The sequence below is a fragment of the Citrobacter pasteurii genome (assembly GCF_019047765.1).
Classification (GTDB): domain Bacteria; phylum Pseudomonadota; class Gammaproteobacteria; order Enterobacterales; family Enterobacteriaceae; genus Citrobacter; species Citrobacter pasteurii.
Genome location: NZ_CP077262.1, coordinates 2,722,287 through 2,746,706 on the forward strand (window position 1 = coordinate 2,722,287; position 24,420 = coordinate 2,746,706).

Genomic DNA, 24,420 nt, shown 5'->3' on the forward strand with positions numbered 1-24,420 from the left:
TATGTCGCATCTGGATGAGGTCAGCGCACGTGTTGATGCCGCCATTGAAGACAGCGTCATTACGCATATGAATGAATTGCTGATTGAACTGAGCGATGATGTTGCGCTGAGCCGGGAAGATCGTTACACCCAGCAACAACGTTTGCGTACGGCAATTGCACATCATGGGCGCCAGCATAAAGAAGATATGGAAGCGCGTCGTGAGCAGTTGACCAAAGGCGGCTCTATTCTTTGATATTTCCTTGCCGGATGGCGGTGTTCACACCTTATCCGGCGTTCTGTAGGCCTGATAAGCAAAGCGCCATCAGGCAATTAAAACGAACGTCTTGCCACCAGCCAGGCACCCACAACCAGCAATATCGCACCGCATACCGGACCCACCAGCGCGCGAAGCGGTACACCCTGGCTACGCAGAATATCCAGCACCAGACCGCCAATAAGCTGGCTGGCGACCAGCACCGCGATGGTGGTGGCAGCGCCTACGTTTTGGTATCCGCTGATACTGGCAAAAACAAAGAACGACCCCAGTAAACCCGGGATCAATGTCCACCAGCGCACGCTGGAAACCAGTTCGCCAAACCCTGCCGCACCTTGTTTAAACCACAGTATGCTGACAAACAGGACGATCCCGACCAGTGAGTTAAGCAACATAGCAATAAGGATTGTCGAGGACGTCTGGGTAATGCGCACCATCAAGGTATTTTGCACCACCAGACCAATACCTGCGGTAATCAGAAAGGAGAGAGTCAGCGTCTGGTTCATCTGCCGGCATCCGGTTCGCTGCGGTCGTCTAACTGCAGTTGCATAAAGGTCAGATCCAGCCAACGACCAAATTTAGTCCCGACCTGGGGCATCTGCGCGGTAATATTGAAGCCCAGCGTGCTATGCAGGTGGAGCGATGCCTGATTTTGCGACTCAATTCCTGCCACCATGACATGCTTGCCACACGCGCGCGCTTCTTCAATGAGTCTGCTGAGCAGCCTGCGCCCCAGTCCTTTTCCCTGATGTTCCGGGTGTACGTACACGGAATGTTCGACGGTATGACGGAAACCGTCAAAGTTGCGCCAGTCGCCAAAAGAGGCGTATCCCGTAACCACGCCATTCTCTTCACTTACCAGCACCGGATAGCCCATCAACTGACGGGCTTCGTACCAGGAAATCCGGTTTTCGGCATCGACCGTTTGATCGTTCCAGATAGCCGCCGTATGCAGTACCGCGTGGTTGTAGATTTCGGCAATAGCGGCACAGTCTTCTTTACTGGCAAATCGAATTGACATGTTGAACCTCAGGGCTTGTTCACTATAGTATTACAATATGAATACTATTGAAGACAGCATAAATCAACGGATCGCTGCAAGAATTCGCATTGAGCGGGAATCTCGCGGCTGGTCACTGACGGAACTTGCCGAGCGCGCGGGCGTGTCGCGGGCGATGATCCATAAAATAGAGCGCGGTGAAAGCAGTCCAACGGCCACGCTGCTGGGTAGGCTCTCCGGCGCCTTTGGTATCAGCATGTCTATGCTGATTGCCCGAGCTGAAATGCAGGAGGGCAAGCTGCTGCGCTTCGCTGATCAGCCGGTCTGGCACGATCCGCAAAGCCACTATTTACGCCGCCATGTTTCTCCGCGCAGCGATCTGCCTATCGATCTGGTGCAAATCGAATTACCGGCTGGCAGTGATATCCCGATGCCCGCCGCTTCCTACGTGCAGGCCCGACAGCTTCTCTGGTTGCAGCAGGGAGAATTGGTGTTTGTGGAAGGTGATACACGCCATGAAATGAAAGCCGGGGATTGCCTGGAGCTGGGTCCACCAAACGACTGTCGGTTTATCAATGAAACCGCGCAGTCCTGCGTTTATCTGGTTGTGCGGTTAAACCACGCTGGCAATTAATGTGAAAGCATCACAGAGATAGCACGTCTACTATTGATGGATTCATGCCAAAAGCTGAGGAGAACATCAATGGGTCAACAAATGCAACGCAATCGTCGCTGGGTTCTGGCGTCACGCCCGCATGGCGCACCGGTTCCCGGTAACTTTCGTCTTGAAGAAGAGGCCATCACGCCGCCCGGTGACGGAGAGGTGTTACTGCGTAACGTCTACCTCTCACTCGATCCCTATATGCGTGGGCGTATGAGCGACGAACCGTCTTATTCGCCTCCGGTTGAGATTGGCGCAGTGATGGTGGGCGGCACGGTCAGTCGGGTCGTGGCATCGAATCATTCGGATTTTAAACCCGGTGAATGGGTGTTGAGCTATAGCGGCTGGCAGGACTTCGCCATCTCAAAGGGTTCTGATTTGGTAAAGCTAGGCGATCACCCTGAGCATCCTTCCTGGGCGCTTGGTCTGCTGGGTATGCCGGGCTTTACGGCGTATATGGGGCTGCTGGATATTGGTCAGCCCAAAGCCGGTGAGACACTGGTTGTTGCTGCGGCAACCGGACCTGTTGGCGCAACAGTGGGCCAGATCGGCAAGCTGAAGGGCTGTCGGGTCGTTGGTGTGGCTGGTGGAGCAGAGAAATGTCGCCATGCTACCGACGTGTTGGGTTTTGATATCTGCCTTGATCACCATGCCCCTGATTTCGCACTCCAACTGGCACAAGCCTGTCCGCAAGGTATCGATATCTATTATGAAAACGTCGGCGGTAAAGTTTTTGATGCCGTTTTGCCGTTACTCAACACCTCCGCGCGTATTCCGCTGTGTGGTCTGGTGAGCGGTTATAACGCCACATCACTACCGACGGGGCCAGACCGTTTACCGCTGCTTATGGCCACGTTACTGAAAAAACGCATCCGCTTGCAGGGCTTTATCATTGGTCAGGATTATGGTCACCGTATTCATGAATTTCAGCGAGAAATGGGGCGCTGGGTTCAGGAAGGCAAGATCCACTATCGCGAGCAGGTCACAGAGGGGCTGGAAAATGCACCGGAGACCTTTATCGGTCTGCTGACCGGGAAAAACTTTGGCAAGGTCGTAATTCGCCTTGCTGAAGAGTGATGCGGCGAGGTTAAAGAGGGTAACTGCCTGATGGCGCTTCGCTTATCTGGCCTACATAGTGCTATATAGTGTGTCAAATGTAGGCCAGATTTGGCATCAACGCCGCCATACGGCAAGCGTTGTCGAGCCAATCTGTTTGAATATTGATTTCGCCGCAAGCGAGTATTCATGGAGAAAATAAGAAGGTTTTCACCGAAAGTGAATAAACACTCCACTTTGCGATAAATAATGATTACTATTCTCATTCTTAAAAGGCAAAACTATGATTTTGCTCATTGAAGCTATGTGAAGCAGTAACAAATGAATTTATCTAAGGGAGTCGTCATGTCTTTACGTCATCTGTTTTCACCGCGTCTGCGTGGTTCTTTACTGTTAGGTTCACTGCTGGTTGCATCATCATTTAGCACGCAGGCTGCGGAAGAACTGCTGCGCAAAGGCGTAGGTAAAGGCGCCTACGAAATGGCGTACAGCCAGCAGGAAAACGCACTGTGGCTGGCCACCTCGCAGAGTCGTAAGCTGGATAAAGGTGGGATAGTTTACCGTCTTGATCCGGTTACGCTTGAAGTGACTCAGGTTATTCATAACGATCTCAAACCGTTTGGCGCGACCATCAATAACGTGACGCAAACGTTGTGGTTTGGTAATACCGTGAATAGCGCGGTGACGGCGATTGATGCGAAAAGCGGTGAGGTGAAAGGGCGCCTGGTACTGGATGCGCGTAAACGTTCTGAAGACGTCCGTCCGCTGCAGCCTCGTGAACTGGTCGCTGATGACGCCACCAACAAGGTATACATCAGCGGAATTGGTAAGGAGAGCGTGATTTGGGTTGTGGACGGTGAGACGGTCAAACTTCAGGACACGATTCAAAATACCGGTAAAATGAGCACCGCGCTGGCCGTCGACAGCAAGGCTAAACGCCTGTATACCGCCAATGCCGATGGTGAATTCATTACCATCGATACCGCCACTAACAAAGTCCTCAGCCGCAAAAAGCTGCTGGACGATGGCAAAGAGCACTTCTTCATTAACCTGAGCCTGGACACGGCGGGTAACCGCGCATTTGTCACTGACTCTAAAGCGGCAGAAGTGCTGGTAGTCGACACCCGTAACGGCAACGTGCTGGCAAAAGTTGCCGCACCGGAATCTCTGGCCGTACTGTTCAACCCGACACGCAATGAAGCCTATGTAACCCACCGTCAGGCCGGTAAAGTCAGCGTGATCGACGCGAAAAGCTATAAAGTGGTTAAAACCTTCGATACCCCGACGTTCCCAAACAGCCTGGCGCTCTCTGCCGATGGCAAAACCCTGTACGTAAGTGTGAAACAGAAATCCACACGCGAGCAGGAAGCGACTCAACCGGACGATGTTATTCGTATCGCCCTGTAATTATTCGGAGGGGGCAACCCCTCCTGTCATTTCTCTATACTCCACGATACGCCTCGTTACATCCCATCGGTAGCCTGACAAACTTCAGGGACTTACACTACGCCCTCAACGGCTAACTGAATAACACGGGAATACCATGAAAAAGCCATTAATCTGTCTTTGTGCGGGCGTAATGCTGTTTACGCTGGCTGGCTGTAGCACCGATTACGTCATGACGACGAAAAGCGGACAAACGATTACCACCCAGGGTAAACCAAAACTGGATAAAGATACGGGAATGACCAGCTATACCGATCAGGACGGGAATGCGCGGGAAATTAACAGCAATGATGTTGCTCAGCTAATTGAAGCAAACTAAGTCGCTCAAACGGGTAGGCCAGAAATCTGACCTACCTTAAAGCGTTACGGCGCGGTACGGTGGATTTCCGCGACGCGTTTACGTACACCAAACCAGCCAGCGACCAGCAGAATGGCAATCAGCGGTAATGAGGCGATAGTGTAGGTCCCATTCGGATAGTCAAACGCCATCAGCACCAGCACAGCCAGTAAAAACAACAGTGTTAACCAGGACGTAAACGGCGCACCGGGCAGTTTGAAGTGAACGTCTGCCGCTTTGCCATCTTTAATGGCCCGACGCAGACGCATCTGGCACACCATAATGAAGGCCCACGATGCAATGATGCCCAGCGAGGCAAAGTTAAGCACGATCTCGAACACCTGCGAAGGCACCAGATAGTTGAGGAAAACCCCGACGACGTACACGACAAGCGTGGCAAGTATCCCGGCATAAGGTACGTGTTGACGGCTCATTTTGGCCATAAATTTTGGCGCAGAACCGCCCATCGACATTGAGCGCAAAATACGGCCAGTGCAGTACAAACCCGAGTTGAGGCTGGAAAGCGCAGCGGTAAGCACCACGATATTCATAATACTGCCAATATAGGGAACGCCGAGTTTGGAAAAGAAGGTAACAAACGGGCTTTGACCTGCCTGATAGGCATTCCACGGTAACAACATGACCAGTAACACCACTGAACCCACGTAGAACAGGCCAATTCGCCAGATAACGCTGTTAATCGCTTTTGGCACCATCGTTTGCGGATCTTTGCACTCACCCGCCGCAGTGCCTACCAGTTCAATGGAGGCAAATGCAAAGACGACGCCCTGTACCAGTACCAGCGCTGGCAGCAGGCCATGTGGGAAAAAACCACCGTTGTCGGTGATCAGATGAAAGCCCGTGGCGTTACCATCGAGCGGTTTTCCCGAGCCTAAAAAGACAGTCCCGACGACCAGGAAGATAACGATAGCCAGCACTTTGACCAGTGCAAACCAGAACTCCATCTCCGCAAACCACTTTACGCCGATCATGTTCATGGTGCCGACAATCGCCAGCGCGCCGAGGGCAAACACCCATTGCGGTACATCACCAAATGCGCCCCAGTAGTGCATATACAAGGCCACGGCTGTGATATCCACGATTCCGGTCATCGCCCAGTTGATGAAGTACATCCAGCCAGCCACATAGGCCGCTTTCTCACCTAAAAATTCGCGGGCATAAGAGACAAAGCTGCCGCTGGAAGGGCGGTGTAAAACCAGTTCACCGAGGGCCCGCAGAATGAAGAATGAAAAAATACCGCAGACCAGATAGACCAGTGCTAAAGCCGGTCCGGCCATTTGTAAACGTGCACCAGCCCCTAAAAATAACCCGGTACCAATAGCACCGCCAATGGCGATCATTTGTACCTGCCGGTTACCCATCGCTTTGTGATACCCCTCTTCGTGAGCATTCAACCAGCGTCGTTTCGCCGCATGTTGTTCCGCGGCTTGCGTGTTGTGTGTGTTCATTACGTTTCCTGTTAACCTGACTAATTTACAAAATCCTTTTTGCCGCAGCAGCTGCAGCGAAAACAGCGTTACCCTTCATTGTGTTACCGTGGGAAAACTGTCGGCCGAGCATCCTACATTCAATTGAGAAGTGACGCAAAGCCTGGACACGGGGAAGTGGGGGGGGGCTGTGACCTGAATTGACGGGATGTGGACTCGATTCAGTAAAAATAGAGGCGGTGGGGAAATGCGAAGGAATGCGCTCATCCTGATCGTCAGCAGAATGAGCGCTATTTGCCTTATGCCGACACGCCAAAGACCTGCACGGCTTGCTGCAATCGCGATGAGCGCTGCGTTAAATCGGCAGTCGCGTCAGTGACACGCTCCACCATCTCGGCATTATTGTGCGTCATAGTACCAACACGCGAAATGGAATCATTAATCAGATCCAGCGCCTGGGTTTGCTCCCGCGTTGCCAGACTAATGTCTTTAATCATCATAGACATCTGTAATACATCGCTGATCATCCCGGTGAGATGCGTTTCTGTCTGTTCAACCATTTTTACACCGGTATTGACGTTAGCGACGTTCTTCTCAATAAGCTGTTTGATCTCTTTTGCCGCTGATGCAGAGTGTTGCGCAAGATTGCGCACCTCCGCGGCCACGACGGCAAAACCACGCCCTGACTCTCCGGCACGCGCCGCCTCAACAGCCGCGTTGAGCGCCAGAATATTTGTCTGGAAGGCGATGCTATCAATTACGCCAATAATGTCGACAATCTGACCATTATCACGAGAGATCGCCTGCATCATGGCGATAGTTTGTTTCATAATATCGCCGCCTTCAGCGGCATTGGTGCTGGTTTTATCGGCCATCGTCATGGTATGCGCCGCCGTCTCTGCAGTTTGCTGCACTGCACTACCAATTTCTTCGATGGCGGCAGCGGTTTGCTGAAGATCCGCGGATGTTTCTTCAGAACGTGTATGCAGCGCGATACCTTCTTTAGAAACGCGTTGGCTGATGGCCTGAATCCCGGATATTTGCGTACTGACGTCATCAACCAGTGAATTTAGATTAAGTCCGGACTGATTAACCAGTCGCATTAACATGCCGATTTCATCTACGCGATTTAAATGGCAGTTATCGGGTTTTCGCCCGGATACGACTTTCTTCATTTGAGTCAATAGTGTATTAACTGGCTGACAAATTTGGTACTTAAGGTAAATGGCAAATAACAGAAATAACGCCAGTAAACCGCCGGATTGAATAAAGTGATTTACGGGGGCGAAGATTAATAACAAAGAGATCAGGGTAACTACTCCCAAAGCATAATTGACGCGTTGACTAATACTCAACCATTTAAACATTGACGTCCATGCCAATATGCCACGGCGAATGATAATACCCTTAAAAAGACGGAACCCGCTAAGTTGTTGATTATTTATTTTTTCATACAACTGCTCACTCTGAGATATTTCGTCTCGCGAAGGAACAGTACGCACTGAGATGTAACCCGTTAACTTTTCATTGTGCCAAACGGGCGTGACGTTGGCGCGTACCCAGTAGTGGTCACCGTTTTGACGCCGGTTTTTCACCATTCCTGTCCAACTGTCACCCTGCTGCAACGTGTACCACATGTCAGCAAACGCAGCTGGAGGCATATCCGGATGGCGAATAATATTATGCGGTTCACCCATTAATTGACTTTCGTTAAAACCACTGGCATCGATAAACGCGGAGTTTGCATAGGTAATATGACTCTCTTTATCTGTCGTCGATAGCAGCGTCGCTTTACCGTTAAGTGTGTGCTCAATTTGTGTAACGGGCATGTTACTTTTCATAAAGGCCCCATGATGGTATGTATAATTCATACAAAGATCCCCGTAATAATACCAGGGGATATTAAAAAGCTGTTTTAAACCATTTTAATAAGAAACGCTGCATTCTCTACTAATCATCAGTTCTGTGAAAGTATTTAAAATAAAAAAATTAATGCGTGGAATCCATGTCTCTTTCATAAAAATGAAACAATTAATACAAGCGCATAACACAGGCAGGTATTTAGTCTGACTTAAATTAAATTAATTGCTGAACGCGTGCGTAAAAATAAATCAAACGAAAAGGATGTTGCCGTCTTTCCAGTATCAATAAAAAACCTATTATATTTTGTAGTATGCAAATACAAGTCATTTTTTCTGCATTGTGCCGCGTTCAAAACCGGAAGTTTGATTCCTGTTGGTATGAAGGTTATCCCTGACTGCTGCGGGGTTGGTTATCTGTTTTTTAGCTGAGCAAATGTGAATTAAATGTTTCTATATGGTTATTTGATAATTTAATAATACTGACATGTTAACAAATATAGGCCTGCAACATGTCATACCGCCTGAGTATTCTGGATAAAAGCCCCATCGGGGAAGGTGAAACTGCCGCAACCGCACTGGCCCGCACGCTGCGCCTGGCACAACGCGCAGAAGAGTGGGGATATCATCGTTTTTGGATAGCTGAGCATCACAATACGCCGCAACTTGCCAGCCCATCACCGGAACTGGTGATCGCCTGGATACTGGGACAAACCCAGCGCATTCGCGTGGGTTCTGGTGGCGTCATGCTGCAACACTATAGCCCCTACAAAGTAGCGGAAAACTTTAATCTTCTGGCCTCACTGGCGCCGGGACGTGTCGATCTTGGGGTTGGCAAAGCGCCAGGCGGCTTACCGCTGTCAACGCAGGCATTGCAGTTGGGTCTTCATCAGGAAGAAAAAGGCAGTTTCGCTGATCAGCTTGCTCAGCTGAACGCCTGGCTGGCGCTGACCGGGACAGAAAGCGGGCAGACGGTATTCCCGACACCGCTCCCGCCTGCACCGCCACAAAGATTTGTGCTGGGCGCGAGCGTAGAAAGTGCACGCCTGGCGGCAGAGTCTGACTGGAACTTTATTTTCGCGGCGCACCTGAACGGCGATAAAGCGTTACTGCATGAGGTCCTGAGCTTCTGGCAGGCCAACAGTTCACGTCCAACGATTGTCGCCGTGCAGGTTATTGTGGCTGACAGCAGTGATATGGCTGCGCAACTGGCGGAAGATGTACAAATCTGGGGCGTCGAGTTGGAGGATGGACAACGCGTCACCGTCGCCAGCGAAGAGCAGGCGCTGGCTTTCGCTGCGCAGGCGGGCAGCGCACCACGAACAATTGCCCGGCGTGAGCAGGCGTTACTGCAGGGTAGTGCCCAGGAGGTGGTGGCAACACTGCGATCACTGCAGGTGCAATACGGTATTGATGAATTCATTATCGATACGCCGGTGGCCGAAGGTCAGGCGCGCCTGACATCGTTACGCCTGTTAGCGCAAGCCCATAGCACGATGGAGGTTGTCTGATGTCATTAGCCTCACAGCTTATCGACTGGCGTCGCGAGCTACATCAGCACCCGGAGCTGTCTCTCCAGGAAGTGGCGACAACAGCGCGTATTCGTGACTGGTTGCATGCTGCAGATGTCACTCTATTGCCGTTCAATCTGAAAACCGGAGTGGTTGCCGAAATCGGTCAGGGAGAAGATGTCATCGCGCTACGAGCGGATATCGATGCGTTACCGATAGAAGAAAGCGCCGATGTGCCGTTTCGCTCCCTCACGCCGGGAGTGATGCACGCCTGCGGGCACGATGTTCACACTAGCGTGATGCTCGGCGCCGCACTGTTACTTAAGCAGGAAGAAAACACACTACCGGGACGCGTGCGTATTTTGTTTCAGCCAGCTGAAGAGAGTTTCGGCGGCGCAAAAACGCTGATCCGCGCCGGAGCCCTGCAAAATGTGGCCGCGATCTTTGGCATGCACAACGAGCCCGGGTTGGAGGTAGGTGATTTTGCCACACGCGGCGGCGCATTTTATGCCAATGTCGATCGCTTCGTGCTGCGCATTAATGGCAAGGGCGCACATGCGGCGCGTCCGCATGAAGGCAAAGATGCCATCCTGCTCGCCAGTCAGCTGGTAACGGTGCTGCAAAGCGTTGCCAGTCGCGACGTTAACACGCTGGATTCAGTCGTGCTCAGCGTCACCCGCATTCAGGGCGGAAATACATGGAACGTGCTGCCTGAGTCCGTTGAGCTGGAAGGAACGCTCCGGACGCACCGTACGCAGGTGCAGCAGCAGGTTAAAAATCGGGTCAACGATATCGCAGCCGGATTTGCCCACGCCTTTGGCGCTCAAATCGACGTAATCTGGCATGCGGGACCGACCGCACTGGTGAACGACTCACGCTGGGCAGAGATTGCTACCGAAGTGGCAAAAAACTCCGGTTACACCACGCACTATGCCGACCTGCATATGGGCGGAGAAGACTTTGCCGTCTATCTGCAAAATACGCCCGGCGCATTTGTCAGTATTGGCAGCGCCAGTGAATATGGATTACATCATCCGGGATTTAATCCAGACGAACGTTTAATTGAACCTGCCGCACACTATTTTGTACATTTAGCAAAAACGGCATTCGCACACCTTTAATTTACCTGTTGGGTAGGGATTATTATGGCTGGAAATCGACAACTACGGCTCGGCACGATTCTGCATGGCGCATCGGGAAATATGTCCGCATGGCGTCATCCGAAGGCTCAGGCCGATGCCAGCATTAATTTTGATTTTGTCAAAGAGACGGCGCTTATTGCGGAAAAAGGAAAGCTGGATTTTATTTTTGTCGCCGACGGACTGTATATTAATGAAAAATCAATTCCGCATTTTTTAAATCGTTTTGAACCGCTCACGGTATTATCCGCTTTGGCGAGCATAACCAAAAATCTGGGACTGGTGGGCACGGTATCGACGTCATACAGCGAGCCATTTACGACCGCACGGCAGTTCGCCAGCCTGGACCATCTCAGCCAGGGGCGCGCCGGGTGGAATGTGGTGACAACGCCATTGGAAGGCTCGGCAAAAAACTATTCGCGGGCGCAGCACCCGGAACATGCCCAGCGTTATCGCATTGCCGATGAATATTTACAGGTGGTGAAAGGCCTGTGGGATTCCTGGGAAGACGATGCGTTTACCCGTAATAAAGCGAGCGGTGAATTCTTTAACCCCCAAAAGCTGCACACACTCAATCATCATGGTGATTATTTTCAGGTGGCCGGCCCCTTAAATATTGGCCGTACGCCGCAGGGACGACCAATTATATTTCAGGCTGGGGCATCTGAAGATGGTAAAAAATTAGCTGCGCAGCATGCTGACGCTATTTTTACTCATCAGGCGTCGCTGGCTGAGGCCAAAGCGTTTTATCAGGATGTAAAAAGCCAGCTCGAAACTAGCGGGCGACATGCCGATCAACTGCATATATTCCAGGGTGTCAGCGTTATTGTGGGCGACAGCGAACAGGACGTTGAACAGCAATATCAAACCACCGCCGTGCTGGTCTCCATCACCGACGCGCTGAATTACCTGGGACGCTATTTTGAACATCATGATTTTAGCCAGTACCCGCTGGACGCACCGTTCCCGGATCTTGGCACCCTCGGGGAAAACAGTTTTCGCAGTACCACTGACGAGATCAAGCGCAATGCGCGGGAACGGGGATTAACCCTGCGTCAGGTGGCGCAGGAAGCTGCCAGTCCACGTCCACGTTTTAGCGGAACACCGGCGCAGGTTGCTGATGGTCTGCAGCAGTGGTTCGAGGAGCAAGCCGCCGATGGTTTCATCATTCAGGGGGGCACGCCAGATACCTTCCCACGGTTTGTCGAACAGGTTATTCCCGTGCTTCAGGCGCGCGGTTTATTTCGCCACGACTATCCCGGTACGACTCTGCGCGCAAGCCTGGGATTAGCGACACCTGCAAATCAATTCACACAATAAGAGAAAAACGCTATGCAGAAAAAATCACTACTTCTTGCGCTGTCACTGGCTTTCAGCGCGACAGTCTGGGCAAATGACGTCACCATCAACGGTACCGGCGTGAGCCTGGAGGCCAATAAAACGCCGATCAACACAGCAAAAAATCCGCAGGCGATTGCACAGTTGCCCACCAACCTGCACCTTGCTGTACCGGGTAAATTCACGGTCGCTATCGCCGGGCTGAGCCAGCCGCCGCTGACCGTGTTTGCCGATGATAATAAAACGCTCATCGGCAGCGAAGCGGACATCGCACGTCTGGTGGCCGACAGCCTGGGGCTGGAGTTGAACGTGGTGCCCACCTCATGGGAGGACTGGCCGCTGGGTGTGGCTTCCGGCAAATATGATGCCGCGATCAGCAATATTACCGTCACCAAAGCGCGCAAAGAAAAATTCGATTTTGCGACGTATCGGAAAGATTCCCTTGGTTTTTACGTCAAAACCGGCAGCAAGCTGAAGAAAATAGAGCAGGCGGAAGATATTGCCGGTCTGCGTATCATCGTCGGTTCGGGGACGAACCAGGAAGCTATCCTGCTGGCGTGGAACGAAGAGAACCTGAAGAAAGGATTGCCCGCATTTACGCCGGTGTATACCAAAGATGATGCTGCTCAGACGCTGGCGCTACAGTCAGGTCGTGCCGATGCCTATTTCGGTCCTAACGTTATCGGCGCGTGGAAAGCTGCGCTCAACGGCAAAACGCAACTGGTGGGCAGCGTTGATGGCGGTTGGCCAAAAGCGGCACATATTGCCGTGACGCTGAAAAAAGACAGCGGTCTGGTTCTGCCGGTACAAACCGCGCTCAACGGTGTGATCGGCAATGGCGACTATGACAAGGTGCTGAACCGCTGGGGCGAAGGCGTGGAACGCATTCCGCAATCTGAAATCAATCCGGCTGGTTTAGGCGACTAAGGGGGCTACGTGAGCGATAAATTCCGCGTTGTTTCGCCTGAAGCGGCAGAACTGCAGCCAATCCTTAACGGACTGTTTGGTGAGTATGCCGCCCGCTATGGTGATTATTTTTCCCGTGATGCTGAAGTGGAGCTAACCGAATGGTATCTGGCGCCGCAGGGGATCTTTGTGGTGCTGGAGCGCGGCGGCAAGATTATTGCTACCGGAGCCTACAAACCTTATGACCAGGACACGGCTGAGATTAAACGTATCTGGACCCAGAGCACCCTGCGTAAGCAGGGGCTGGCGGCACGCATGGTACAGGAACTGGAGCGACGGGCGCTACTGGCAGGCTACAGTCGTATCTACCTGACCACCGGTTTTCGTCAGCCGGAGGCGGTTCAGCTGTACTTAAGTCAGGGCTACGATCCGCAATTTGATATTGCGCGGGATCCCGAAGAGTACAGCCAGCCACCGTTTGACGGACGGCTGCGCTTTACCAAACTGTTGACTGTCGCCGGTCAGGCGAGAATTGCCTGAGGAGAAAAGATGAAAACGACGGAAACCATCAAAGTCGTCCCGGCACGTTATCCGCTGCGCACCGTAGGGGCGATTATTGCCCTGTTTGTACTGGCGGTGATTGTCCAGTCGGTGGCGTTTAATCCGCGCTGGGAGTGGGGCGTGTTTGCCCGCTGGTTCTTCGATCCGGTGATTTTGTCTGGTCTTGGACAAACGCTGCTGCTGACGCTCATCGGCACGCTGCTGAGTATCATGTTCGGTGGCCTGCTGGCACTGGCCCGGCTCTCCTCATCCTGGTTGTTGAATAGCCTGGCATGGGGATACATCTGGCTGTTTCGCTCGTTGCCGCTGATCGTGGTGCTGATCATTTTGTATAACTTCTCGTATCTGTACGACACGCTGGCGATTGGCATTCCGTTTACCAACGTTCAGTGGGGCAGTTTCGCGACCATCAATGTACTGGGTCAGTTTTCCACTGCGGTGGTAGGTCTGACGCTGGTGCAAAGTGCTTATACCGCAGAAATTATTCGCGGCGGGTTTCTTGGGGTTGATCATGGTCAGTACGAAGCCGCAGCCGCGCTGGGTTTACCGGCCTGGCGGCGTACGCTGCGCATAATCCTGCCGCAGGCGCTGCGTACCATTTTGCCTGCCGGGTTCAATGAAATTATCAGTCTGGCGAAAGGTACGGCGATGGTTTACGTGCTGGCGATGCCGGAACTGTTTTACACCATCCAGATGATCTACAACCGCACCCAGGAGGTGATCCCACTGCTGATGGTCGGAGCCGTGTGGTATCTGGTGATCACCAGCGTTTTGTCATTAATTCAGCACCTGGTTGAACGCGCGCTGGCACGCAGTGAACGACGATCCGCTATTAACACCGCCCGGGTAAGTCGCGCAGTTAAACGCGACCGTCAAATTTCGTCGCAGGAGACCGTCCATGTCCCACTCGCCTGAAGGCCATATTTCCATTACCGGCGTCAGCAAGTACTTCGGTCGCCATAAAGCGCTCGATGACGTGTCGCTGGAGATCCCTCCCGGTACGGTAACGGTGATTCTCGGGCCATCGGGGTCGGGGAAATCTACGTTATTGCGTACCATTAACCATCTTGAGCGCGTTGACGAAGGCTTTATTCAAATCGATGGCGACTATATCGGCTATCGTCGGCAGGGAGACAAGCTGTATGAGCTGAAAGAAGCTGAAATCCTGCGCCAGCGCGTCAACGTGGGCTATGTGTTTCAGAACTTTAATTTGTTCCCGCATTTGACGGTGCTGGAAAATCTGATTGAAGCGCCAATAGCCCACGGGCTGGCATCGCGTAAAGCCGCTACCGAACGGGCATTAACGCTGCTTGATGCGGTTGGGCTGCGAAATAAAGCCGATGCCTGGTCGCGTCACCTGTCCGGCGGACAGCAGCAGCGTATTGCCATCGCTCGTGCGCTGGCGTTGAATCCGCGCGTGATGCTGTTTGATGAACCGACTTCCGCACTCGATCCTGAACTGGTGGGCGAAGTCCTGGATGTCATCAAAGCGCTGGCAAAGTCCGGCACGACGCTGGTGGTGGTGACGCACGAGATTGGTTTTGCCCGGGAAGTCGCGGATCAGGTGGTGTTTATGGTTGATGGCAAAATCGTCGAGCAGGGCAGCAGCGAGCAGGTGCTGAATCATCCGCGTCATACGCGCACGCAGCAGTTTTTGTCGAAAGTGCTGTAATACCGCGATCCTAAAGTGAAATTCACAAGGAAATATGAATGTCCGTTAATCCTAAATTAGTCTTCTTTTTGAGTAACACTCTTTAGCGACTAATTATCGAAAAATTACTTTATTATCAGATGAGTAATGAATTGGGGCTGGGGTAGATACGCCTTAGTGAAGCTGTAAGGAAGCATAGCGAAACTTTGCGTAAGTCATGTGTTATGTATCATGCCATTGAGTATTACTACTTTTTAACTAAGGAATTGAAAATGGTAAGAGCACTGGCCTGTCTCGGCGACAAAACAAGTTATGGAGAAATTATTACTGCTTCTGCATCCTGGTATGAAGGTGATAGAGCTATTGCCCAAACCGGTGACAGGGCAATTTGTCGAAAATGTAATGGACATTTTCCAATTTTCGCTTCTGCAGTGGACTGGATGGAAAATGGTAAAGCATATGTAGCTACTGGTGACAGGGTGTTGTGTGGCTGCCCTAATCACTATGTTTTTGGTACAGCCACGCAATACACCAACAGTGGAGCAGGCACTTTAACCACCCGCGACAGCAGTCAATTATCGATAATGATGCAGAACTCACAGGATGTCAGCAGCAGAAATTGTATTCGTTTTCAGTGTGCAGATGATGACGGCAGACTGATGGTGGATTGCCGGTATGTTCTCATACTCCCGGACGGCCATACAGAAACGGGGAATACAGATAGCCATGGGATGACAGAGTGGCATTATGCTGAATCCGCTGAAAATATTAACCTGCACATATTAATGGATTAATTATGGCTGTTTATCCAATTAGCACCAGAGTTCGCTCTAATATTCCTGCAGACTCTTTATTATATGATCTATGTATTTATCGTATGGATGCCGGCAGAAATAAATATTATTTGATAGATGTGAGGCGGCAGAAATTTAAGGATAATCACCAAACTCAGATACATATGTCTGAAGATATAAACGAGCCTCTATCAACTATCTACATTATGGAAATGATGCTTTATCGTAAGACGATGCTGCATACCCACAGTGTTACTCCAAAACCTTTCACAAAGATGTATACGCTTGCAGAATTTAGTACAGGTAAAGCATGGTCTGAGGCTAAACGAGAAAATCTCTGTTATTTTGAATCTACAGGTACACCTAAACCAGAAAGTCAGGGCGGTGAAACGAAAATAATTACCATAACCCGCGAGGAGAGACCGTTTATAGCAAAAGAATACCCCATTGGTAATTCCAGAGATCCTTTTGATAAAAAATTAGTAGAACGTCAAATAGAAGAAAGATTTAACGGATTTGATTTCCCTAATCAAATAGCTGCAAGTGTATGTGGACCTGCTGCATTTTTTTACTGCCTGCAAAAGGATCGCCCTGATGTGTATGCGCAAGCTGCCCGTGAACTTTGGCGATACGGAAAAACTAAAATAGGTAATTTAATAATTTCGCCAGGTAAAGGCTGTCGGCATCCTACAGGTGCATTTTACTATGATGACGGCAGACCGAAGATAGCCGGTACAGACTGGATGACGCTTGCTGGACTCAGGGATTCAGAGAATACAATGCTGAGCTTTGATGCTCTTGATTCTCCAGTTGCTGGTATCACAACTTGGCAAATTTTGGCAGAATGGTTTGAAAAAGTCGGCTATAAAATAGTCTTTAGTAATGTTGGTATTACTCTGGCGGGTGTTCAGGGAATCAGAGATTTAAATAAATATATTGAGCAAGATTATAAAGTCGTAACATTGATAAATGATGGACTTCTTGTAAATAGTACAAATAAAACAACATTACCTACACACTGGGTTGTTTGGAATGGTTCAGTCAAGCAAGATCCTAATGGATATATTAGTTTGGAATTGTTTTCTTGGGGAAAGGAAAAAAACTGGATAAAACCAAAAAAAGATTTGCAATTTTTTATCAACAGGTTTTTTGGAGGAGTGGTTTTCAAACCATTGAAATGAAATGGGAAGATTTTTTTTGGTTCTGCCATTATTTTTACTGTCTGCTTGTTCGTTGCAGGCAGCATTCACTCCAGAAGGGGAGGTACTTAATGATGCAACTGTTGGCATTCCCTATTATAACCAAATAAATATATTTGGTGGAGTAGTTCTTTCTTATGATCTTTATGGTAAACAAGTCATTGCTGGAGATATTCATCCAGATAATTTAGGGCTTCACCTACAGTATTGTGATGATAATGAATTCAATAATTGTATCCAGATTAGAGGGACACCAACAAAAGCAGGCATAGCTAAAGTGCGAGTACATGGGGGCTTAGGTGGCGGAATGCTTTCAAAATCAGGAGAGTTCGATAAAACCTATACTGTAACGATCAAAGACTCAGAAGGTAGATATTAAGATCGTTTGCATATCGTAATCAATATCCAACCCACTGGATTGTCTGGAATGGTCCTGTGACTCAGGGAAAGGATGGTTTTGTAAACAGCAGTTTTTGTCGAAAGTGTTGTGAGGGTAATTTGCGGCACAAGGCTGTGCCGCACAGGGGTTACAGGGTGACGACGATTTTGCCCACCTGACCGTTAGCTTCCATGTACTGATGCGCGTTGACAATGTCATCAAAAGCGAAGGTTTTATCAATCAGTGGCTTGAGCTGACCGGATTGCAGTCCTTCAACGATAAACCGTTTCGCACGTGACAGTTTTTCCGGATCCGTAGTGATTTCGAAAATCTCATAACCACGAAAGGTCAGATGGCGACCGAGGATCTCAATTACCGGAATCGATAAATCACGCGCATCAAGAGAGCCATACTGGAAAAAGAGTCCGCCGGCAGGCATCACCTGGGCAATTTTTGCCACGCCAGGGCCACCGACCGGGTCGAAGACCACGCGGGTGCCTTTGCCGTCAGTGATCCGGTTAATCTCCGCCACCAGATCCTGCTCCTGGCTGGCGATAACCTCTGCCGCGCCAAGTTGCAAAAGCTGGGCACGTTTCTCACTGGTACGCGTCATCGCAATCGGTTTTGCCCCGAGCATATTGGTTATCTGTATCGCTGCCAGCCCGACGCTGCTGGAAGCGGCATTGATCAACACGTTATCGCCGGGTTTAATATCACCGTATTCCACCAGCGCGCCGAATGCGGTGGTATACATCATCCAGCTCGCCGCGGCTTCCTCGAAGCTAAGATTCTCGGGATGTTTTACGACAGCGTGGGCTGGAGCATTGACGACTTCACCGTACATACCATACTCATGGAAGCTGAACGCCGGGATGACGCTGACGCTATCGCCGGGCGCAAACTCACGCACGTTGTCTCCCACGGATTCAACAACGCCGGAAGCCTCATAGCCCAGACGCGCCGGGAATTTGGGTTGGTAAATATACTGGCCGGTACGATACATAATTTCCGCCCGGTTAATGCCGATTGCGCGTACGCGTATCTGAACTTCATCCGCACGAGGAGCCGGAACCGGCATATCCTGGAGTGTCAGAACCTCAGCGTCACCTCGTTGATTAAAAACCACGACCTTTGACATAGCAAACCTCTGTAAATTGTTCTGTATTGGGTCTGCACAATTTAACGGCTCAGATGAGGGTGAAAAACAGCCGTTGCGGAACTTAACTATTACTCAGATTGTAATAATCCCTGCAGGCGCGGTTTTTGCTCAGTAAAAAGCGCACACAGCCAGTCAATAAACACCCGCACGCGTGGGGCAAGATGACGCCTGTCCGGGTAGAGCACGGAAACGGGTTTTGCTTCCCCCGCATAGTCACCCAGCACCTCAACGAGCTTGCCCGACTGGATCCAGGGAGCCAGTACCGCGTGTACACCGCGGATGATACCGAGTCCGGATAAACAGCCTGTCAAAAGGATGTCGGAGTTATCAACGCTGATGTGACCTGTGGGGATGAACGACACGGTTTCACCCTCACGGACGAAGGACCATTCCAGCGCTTCACGATGACGTTCACTGAAAAAGTTAAGTGCCTGATGTCGGGATAAATCCTCTGGCGTCTGCGGTACGCCGTGTTTTTGCAAATAGTCCGGGGATGCGCATGTCACCATTTTTACCTCGCCAAGCCGTCGTGAAACCAGAGAAGAGTCTTGTAACTCGCCAATACGAATCATGCAGTCGATACCTTCGGCAAGCAGATCGATTCTGCGGTCGGTGGAGGTGAGGACAATCTCAATATCCGGGTAACGCGACTGGAAATCGTTCAGGGCCGGGACTAATACAGAATGCGCCAGCGACAGGGGGGCATTCACCCTGAGTTTTCCGCGCGGAGGGCGAGTGGGGGAGAAAGAGGCCATGATGTCATCAACATCACCGAGTAATATTTTTGTGCGCTGATAAAAAGCGTCGCCCTCATCCGTCAGACTCACTTTGCGGGTGGTACGGTTAAGCAGCTTTACGCCCAAATCATCTTCAAGATGTTGAATCGCTTTGGTTACAGCAGGGCGATGCAGGTGTAACACATCGGCGGCTTTGGCAAATCCCCCTTGCTCCACGACCTGCACAAAAATGCTCATGTATTCAAACATACTCGAACGCATCTCTTATTCTCCTGATGTTGGTTCTGGCACGGATATTGTTATTATGAGAGTAATAATGATGACTGCATAGATTCACGCATGCTGCTCTACACTTAGGGTTTTAACATTGAGGGTTGCAGCATGATGAAAGTCTATGGGGTGCCGGGCTGGGGATCGGCCATCAGTGAAGTGATGCTTACACTGGCGGAGATCCCTTACACGTTTATTAATGTGGACGGCTTTGACAGCGACGGGCCTTCGCGGGCATTGCTAGAAAAAATGAATCCGCTGTGCCAGGTGCCCACACTGGTACTGGAAAATGGCAATGTGATGACGGAAACGGCGGCGATCGCGCTGATGATCCTCGATCGTTGTCCTGAATTTGCGCCACCCGTTGACCGCACCGAACGCCAACAGTTTCAGCGTCTGCTGATTTGGCTGGTGGCAAATGTCTACCCCACGTTTACCTATGCTGATTATCCCGAACGCTGGGCGCCAGATGCTCCGGCGCAGTTGAAAAAGAGCTGTATTGAGTACCGTAAATCTCTTTATATGTGGCTGAACGAGCAGTTAAGCGCCGAGCCGTACGCCTTCGGCGAGCAGCTCACGTTGCTGGACGTTTATATTGCCGTTATGCGCACCTGGGGGCCCGGACATGACTGGTTCCAGGATAATACGCCGAATATTAGCGCCATCGCGGACGCAGTTTGTCAAATCCCGCGGCTGCGTACTGTCCTGAAAAGCAATAAGATTATTTGAATAAAAAAACGCTGTTCCGCAGGAGTGCAATTCCCGGAACAGCGGGCGAACTATCGCCATAAGTTTAAATTACGCAGCAGAAGGCGTCAGCGTAATACGATCCAACGGCCCCACGATAAACAGATAAGAAATCAGGCCAATCAGCCCCATCGAACCAACGTACAGAATGGCGTAATCAAATGACTGGGTATTCGCCAGAATCACGCCGATCACCAGCGGCGTAATGATACTTGCCATGTTGCCGCACATATTGAATACGCCGCCAGCAATGCCGAGCACCTCTTTAGGTGAGGTATCGCTGAGTACGCACCATCCCAGATTGCCAAAGCCTTTGGCGAAAAACGCCAGACTCATCGCGGCGATAACCACAAATTCTGATGAAGTATAATTGGCAATAACGATGACGCAGGAAAGTAACATTCCGCAGATAACCGGCAGCTTACGGGCGACAGTCAGACTGTAGCCGCGTTTTAGTAGCCAGTCGGAGAACACGCCACCTAATAATCCACCGATAAAACCGGCAATAGCAGGAATACTGGCGACAAATCCCACTTTGAGGATCGACATGCCTTTAGCCTGATACAGATAGGTAGGAAACCAGGTCAGGAAGAACCAGGTAATTGACGTCACGCAGAACTGCCCGATATAAACGCCAATCATCATGCGATTGACGCAGACGCTCTTAATTTGCGTAAAGGTAATTTTTTGCGGCTCTTTTTTATTGCCCAGTGACGGTTCACCACCGCCTTCCCGGATATAGTCAATTTCCTGTTGGTTTACCTTTGGATGATGCATAGGATCTCTGACCTTCACCAGCCAGAAGATGCCAAGAATAACGCCAATCGCACCAATGTAATAAAAAACAAAGTGCCAACTGAGATTATGCAAAATAATCGTCATGAGCGGCGTAATAATCCCTAACGAGATATATTGCGCGGCCTGATAAACTGAGGTGACAAAACCGCGTTCGTTATTCGGAAACCACTGCACGCTTAATCGGCTGTTGGCCGGAAAGGCCGGAGCCTCAATGGCCCCCATCAGTAATCGTAAGATAATCAATACGACCAGTGGGCTGGCGTACAGATAAATTGTGCCCTGGAACATGGTCACCAGCGACCAGCCAATCAGGGCGCAACCGTAAACCAGACGAGAACCGTAACGATCAAGTAGCCAGCCGCCAGGCAACTGCATAATGACATAAGAAATACCGAAAGCGGAAAAGGCCAGCCCCATTGCTTCAGGATCAAAACCTAATTCTTTGCTCATTATCGGAGCCACCACGGATAACGTCGCGCGATCGGCGTAATTAAATACGGTGGCAAGAAACAGAAATATCAGAATGCCGTAACGCACTTTTGTGCGCTTTATTATTGTGTTCATCACCCACTCCTTTCATAAGGTTGAGAGCGTTTCTGTAGGGGAAGAGGGCGGGTGTTATTTACCCGCCAAAGTCAATTAAGGACGTTTACCAAACTCGCAGGTTAATTGCGTCCAGCGGCGCGCTTGTTCACTGATGCTGAACCCCAGACCGTGACGGTCAGATACCCACATCCGCCCGTCGCGCAGCTCAAGCTGTTCATTAAATAGCGGGTTCAGCCATTCGAAATGTTCCAGCCATGGCTCAAGCGGATAAGCGGCGGACAGATGCAGGTGAACTTCCATAGCGAAGTGGGGAGCCAGTTTGCGTCCGTGTTTTGCCGCCAGGTCCATAATTTTAAGGAACGGAGAAATCCCGCCTACACGCGGCGCATCGGGCTGCACAAAATCACTGGCATTGCCGAGGATCAGTTGTTCATGTTCGCGGAAGCTGGTCAGCATCTCACCGGTAGCAATCGGGGTATCCAGTGCGGCGGCCAGTTGAGCGTGGCCTTCTACATCGTAGGCGTCGAGCGGCTCTTCAATCCAGATCAGATTGAACTGCTCCATTTTACGTCCCATGCGGATGGCGGTTTCCCGATCCCACTGCTGATTGGCATCAACCATCAGCGGGAAGTCATCACCCAGCGCTTCACGTACCGCGGTTAAGCGGCGAATATCCTCGGCGCAGTTTGGCTGACCGACCTTGAGTTTGATGCCGCCAATACCGTTTTCACGTGAAATAACCACGTTTTTGAGCACTTGATCCAGCGGCGTATGCAGGAATCCGCCGGAGGTGTTGTAGCACTGCACGGAGTCCCGATGCGCACCCAGCAGTTTTGCCAGCGGCAACCCTGCACGCCTGGCTTTCATATCCCATAAGGCGATATCGATAGGGGAGATAGCCTGAACCGCCATGCCGCTGCGCCCTACGGAAGCCCCAGCCCACAGCAGCTTGGTATAGATCTTGTCGATATCGTTTGGATCTTCGCCTAACAGGTTATCGGCAATTTCTTTGGCATGCGCGTAGATTCCCTGGCCGCCAGCCCGCTTGGAGTAACTAAATCCAACGCCTTCGAATCCGTCGCGACTGCGGATCTCGGCGATGATAATGGCAACTTCGGTTAAGGGTTTCTGGCGACCGGTCAGCACTTTGGCATCGCTTACCGGTGTTGCCAGAGGAAGGAAAGCCAGGGACAGCTTGACCCACTCGATACGGTCGCCAGTTTCTGCCGCGGTTTTTCCATTGGCCGATTTGGCATAGGTCACGGCATCGGAATTAGCGCTTAAAGACATAGTATTTTCTCCTGGTGATAACAAATGATTGCGCTAACATTTTTAGTGTTAGCGCAATCAGTGCGCCAGTGAATTGATTGTGATTTGAACAATTTCTCACAAATATAGAGATGAAAGGACGGAAACTTGCAAACAGCATCACATTCCAATACTTTATGGGAAAATGCACAACGTTATATGATGGCGCTATCATTTTGTTTGGTAATAATACGCTAAGCTGCTGTTTTCTCTGTGCTATGGTGGAGGGGCGCTGGCAATAGCCGAAATCATGATGAATAATGCCAGGGTAAATCAGCGATTTTTGACAAGGGCATCGACAGTGAAAAACGCCAGACCTCCGCGAGCACCCACGCTGGAAGATGTTGCCCGTACTGCAGGATTGTCACCCATGACGGTGAGCAGAGCGCTAAATAGCCCGCAGTTGGTGCGCCCGAAAACGGTGGAAAAAGTGATGCAGGCGGTACGCGCCACGGGGTATATCCCCAACGCGCTGGCCGGGGGGTTGGCGTCGCGTCGCAGCAAGCTTATTGCCGTGGTTGTCCCGCAAATTAACAACAATATGTTTGTCGATACCATCCAGTCATTAAGCGATGAACTGGCTGAACGCGGATACCACATCTTGCTCTGCGTATCAGGTTACACGCCGCAAACTGAAGCTGAGCTGGTGGCGACGCTGCTTTCTCGCCGCCCGGATGGCGTCGTGCTCACCGGTATCCATCATACCGTCGAGTTGAAAAAGGTGATTCTTAATGCGGCCATTCCGGTGGTGGAGATCTGGGATTTAACGCCAACGCCCATCGATATGCTGGTCGGTTTTTCACATGAAAAAGTGGGTCAGGCGGTGGCAGACTATTTGCTGAAAAAAGGTTATCGCCGTCCCGGTTTGCTATGGACAGCCGATCGCCGGGCCGGCCAGCGTAAACAAGGACTGTGCGATGCGCTGAGACGTCATGGTATTGCGGCTGACGCACAGGTAGATGTCCCGCTTCCGGCTTCTCTGGCATTGGGGCGCAGCGGGTTGACGCAGCTATTGGCTGATCACACTTTTGATGTCATTGTCTGTAGCTCAGATACCTTAGCCCAGGGGGCGATTATGGAAGCCGAAAGCCGTGGTTTACGCGTGCCGCAGGAGCTAGCGGTTATCGGTTTTGGCGATCTTGATTTTGCCGCCAGTAACCGGCCTGCTATCACCACAATCAGCGTCGACCGACGGGCCATTGGACAACGCGCGGCCTCGCTGCTTGCCGATCGTATCGAACAAATCCCGCGTGAAGACGATATTATTGATGTCGGATTTCACCTGGTTGAACGAGAGTCCGCATAAGTTACCTG

At 50.9% G+C, this 24,420-nt stretch carries 23 protein-coding genes and 1 pseudogene; 16 read left to right on the top strand and 8 right to left on the bottom strand.

Annotated elements, in window-relative coordinates:
• Position 1 precedes the first annotated feature (1 nt).
• Positions 2–235 (top strand): YdcY family protein, encoded by a 234-nt coding sequence (locus tag I6L54_RS13315; RefSeq protein WP_005126760.1) that lies wholly within the window; start codon positions 2–4, stop codon positions 233–235.
• A 77-nt stretch (positions 236–312) separates the two neighbouring features.
• Here I6L54_RS13315 and I6L54_RS13320 read toward each other — a convergent pair whose 3' ends face one another.
• Together I6L54_RS13320 and I6L54_RS13325 are read right to left on the bottom strand one after the other, a co-directional pair.
• The gene (locus I6L54_RS13320) at positions 313–762 is read right to left on the bottom strand and encodes a DMT family transporter (RefSeq protein ID WP_040231001.1); all 450 of its coding nucleotides are present in this window, start codon (positions 760–762) and stop codon (positions 313–315) included.
• On the bottom strand, positions 759–1,277 hold the full coding sequence (locus I6L54_RS13325) for a GNAT family N-acetyltransferase (protein WP_005126762.1): 519 nt from the start codon (positions 1,275–1,277) through the stop codon (positions 759–761). Before I6L54_RS13325 ends, I6L54_RS13320 begins: the two co-directional genes overlap by 4 nt.
• A gap of 37 nt (positions 1,278–1,314) precedes the next feature.
• Between I6L54_RS13325 and I6L54_RS13330 the strand changes: the two genes are divergently transcribed.
• From I6L54_RS13330 to I6L54_RS13345, 4 genes are all read left to right on the top strand, one after another.
• On the top strand, positions 1,315–1,890 hold the full coding sequence (locus tag I6L54_RS13330) for a helix-turn-helix domain-containing protein (protein ID WP_005126763.1): 576 nt from the start codon (positions 1,315–1,317) through the stop codon (positions 1,888–1,890).
• Positions 1,891–1,959: 69 nt separating this feature from the next.
• Positions 1,960–2,994 (top strand): NADPH-dependent curcumin/dihydrocurcumin reductase, encoded by a 1,035-nt coding sequence (locus tag I6L54_RS13335; RefSeq protein WP_005126764.1) that lies wholly within the window; start codon positions 1,960–1,962, stop codon positions 2,992–2,994.
• A 324-nt stretch (positions 2,995–3,318) separates the two neighbouring features.
• Positions 3,319–4,380 carry a 7-bladed beta-propeller protein YncE gene (gene yncE / locus I6L54_RS13340; RefSeq protein WP_040231003.1) on the top strand — a complete coding sequence of 354 codons (1,062 nt, stop codon included), beginning with the start codon at positions 3,319–3,321 and terminating at the stop codon, positions 4,378–4,380.
• 136 nt (positions 4,381–4,516) lie between these two features.
• Positions 4,517–4,738, top strand: a complete 222-nt coding sequence (locus I6L54_RS13345) for a YgdI/YgdR family lipoprotein (RefSeq protein ID WP_005126766.1) — start codon at positions 4,517–4,519, stop codon at positions 4,736–4,738.
• Positions 4,739–4,782: 44 nt separating this feature from the next.
• Here the strand turns inward: I6L54_RS13345 and ansP are convergent, their stop codons facing one another.
• The gene (ansP, locus tag I6L54_RS13350) at positions 4,783–6,225 is read right to left on the bottom strand and encodes an L-asparagine permease (RefSeq protein WP_040231004.1); all 1,443 of its coding nucleotides are present in this window, start codon (positions 6,223–6,225) and stop codon (positions 4,783–4,785) included.
• 278 nt (positions 6,226–6,503) lie between these two features.
• The gene (locus I6L54_RS13355; protein WP_005126769.1) at positions 6,504–8,045 is read right to left on the bottom strand and encodes a methyl-accepting chemotaxis protein; all 1,542 of its coding nucleotides are present in this window, start codon (positions 8,043–8,045) and stop codon (positions 6,504–6,506) included.
• A 530-nt stretch (positions 8,046–8,575) separates the two neighbouring features.
• Here I6L54_RS13355 and I6L54_RS13360 point away from each other — a divergent pair.
• The 9 genes and pseudogenes from I6L54_RS13360 (at position 8,576) to I6L54_RS13405 (ending at position 17,541) form a co-directional block, all read left to right on the top strand.
• Positions 8,576–9,574 (top strand): MsnO8 family LLM class oxidoreductase, encoded by a 999-nt coding sequence (locus tag I6L54_RS13360; RefSeq protein ID WP_005126770.1) that lies wholly within the window; start codon positions 8,576–8,578, stop codon positions 9,572–9,574.
• Positions 9,574–10,695, top strand: coding sequence for an amidohydrolase (locus I6L54_RS13365; RefSeq protein ID WP_040231007.1), 1,122 nt, complete (start codon positions 9,574–9,576; stop codon positions 10,693–10,695). The genes I6L54_RS13360 and I6L54_RS13365 overlap by 1 nt, the downstream gene beginning before the upstream one ends.
• Positions 10,696–10,719: 24 nt before the next feature.
• A pseudogene (locus I6L54_RS24340) lies at positions 10,720–12,978 on the top strand (NtaA/DmoA family FMN-dependent monooxygenase).
• A gap of 9 nt (positions 12,979–12,987) precedes the next feature.
• Positions 12,988–13,497, top strand: a complete 510-nt coding sequence (locus tag I6L54_RS13380; protein WP_040231010.1) for a GNAT family N-acetyltransferase — start codon at positions 12,988–12,990, stop codon at positions 13,495–13,497.
• Positions 13,498–13,506: 9 nt separating this feature from the next.
• Entirely contained in the window at positions 13,507–14,433 is a 927-nt protein-coding gene (locus I6L54_RS13385; RefSeq protein WP_005126775.1) for an amino acid ABC transporter permease, read from the top strand.
• Complete coding sequence (locus I6L54_RS13390) at positions 14,417–15,190, top strand: amino acid ABC transporter ATP-binding protein (RefSeq protein WP_005126776.1); 774 nt, start codon at positions 14,417–14,419, stop codon at positions 15,188–15,190. Before I6L54_RS13385 ends, I6L54_RS13390 begins: the two co-directional genes overlap by 17 nt.
• A 251-nt stretch (positions 15,191–15,441) precedes the next feature.
• Positions 15,442–15,963: a PAAR domain-containing protein gene (locus tag I6L54_RS13395; RefSeq protein ID WP_005126777.1), complete on the top strand. Its 522-nt coding sequence runs from the start codon at positions 15,442–15,444 to the stop codon at positions 15,961–15,963.
• Positions 15,964–15,965: 2 nt separating this feature from the next.
• Positions 15,966–17,144 carry a hypothetical protein gene (locus tag I6L54_RS13400; protein ID WP_040231013.1) on the top strand — a complete coding sequence of 393 codons (1,179 nt, stop codon included), beginning with the start codon at positions 15,966–15,968 and terminating at the stop codon, positions 17,142–17,144.
• 1 nt (position 17,145) lies between these two features.
• Entirely contained in the window at positions 17,146–17,541 is a 396-nt protein-coding gene (locus I6L54_RS13405) for a hypothetical protein (RefSeq protein WP_040231016.1), read from the top strand.
• Between the two features lie 148 nt (positions 17,542–17,689).
• On the opposite strand, the gene I6L54_RS13410 is transcribed toward I6L54_RS13405, so the two are convergent.
• Together I6L54_RS13410 and I6L54_RS13415 are read right to left on the bottom strand one after the other, a co-directional pair.
• The gene (locus I6L54_RS13410) at positions 17,690–18,679 is read right to left on the bottom strand and encodes a zinc-dependent alcohol dehydrogenase family protein (RefSeq protein WP_005126779.1); all 990 of its coding nucleotides are present in this window, start codon (positions 18,677–18,679) and stop codon (positions 17,690–17,692) included.
• Between the two features lie 89 nt (positions 18,680–18,768).
• A complete protein-coding gene (locus I6L54_RS13415; RefSeq protein ID WP_040231018.1) occupies positions 18,769–19,698 on the bottom strand; it encodes a LysR family transcriptional regulator in 930 nt (309 codons plus the stop codon).
• A gap of 120 nt (positions 19,699–19,818) precedes the next feature.
• On the opposite strand from I6L54_RS13415, the gene I6L54_RS13420 reads away from it, so the two are divergent.
• Positions 19,819–20,436, top strand: coding sequence for a glutathione S-transferase family protein (locus I6L54_RS13420; protein ID WP_040231020.1), 618 nt, complete (start codon positions 19,819–19,821; stop codon positions 20,434–20,436).
• A 69-nt stretch (positions 20,437–20,505) separates the two neighbouring features.
• Here I6L54_RS13420 and I6L54_RS13425 read toward each other — a convergent pair whose 3' ends face one another.
• Both I6L54_RS13425 and I6L54_RS13430 read right to left on the bottom strand, forming a co-directional pair.
• Entirely contained in the window at positions 20,506–21,816 is a 1,311-nt protein-coding gene (locus I6L54_RS13425) for an MFS transporter (RefSeq protein ID WP_040231023.1), read from the bottom strand.
• A gap of 75 nt (positions 21,817–21,891) precedes the next feature.
• The gene (locus tag I6L54_RS13430; protein WP_005126784.1) at positions 21,892–23,088 is read right to left on the bottom strand and encodes an L-talarate/galactarate dehydratase; all 1,197 of its coding nucleotides are present in this window, start codon (positions 23,086–23,088) and stop codon (positions 21,892–21,894) included.
• A 271-nt stretch (positions 23,089–23,359) separates the two neighbouring features.
• Between I6L54_RS13430 and I6L54_RS13435 the strand changes: the two genes are divergently transcribed.
• Entirely contained in the window at positions 23,360–24,412 is a 1,053-nt protein-coding gene (locus I6L54_RS13435; protein WP_371469665.1) for a LacI family DNA-binding transcriptional regulator, read from the top strand.
• Positions 24,413–24,420: the final 8 nt, after the last annotated feature.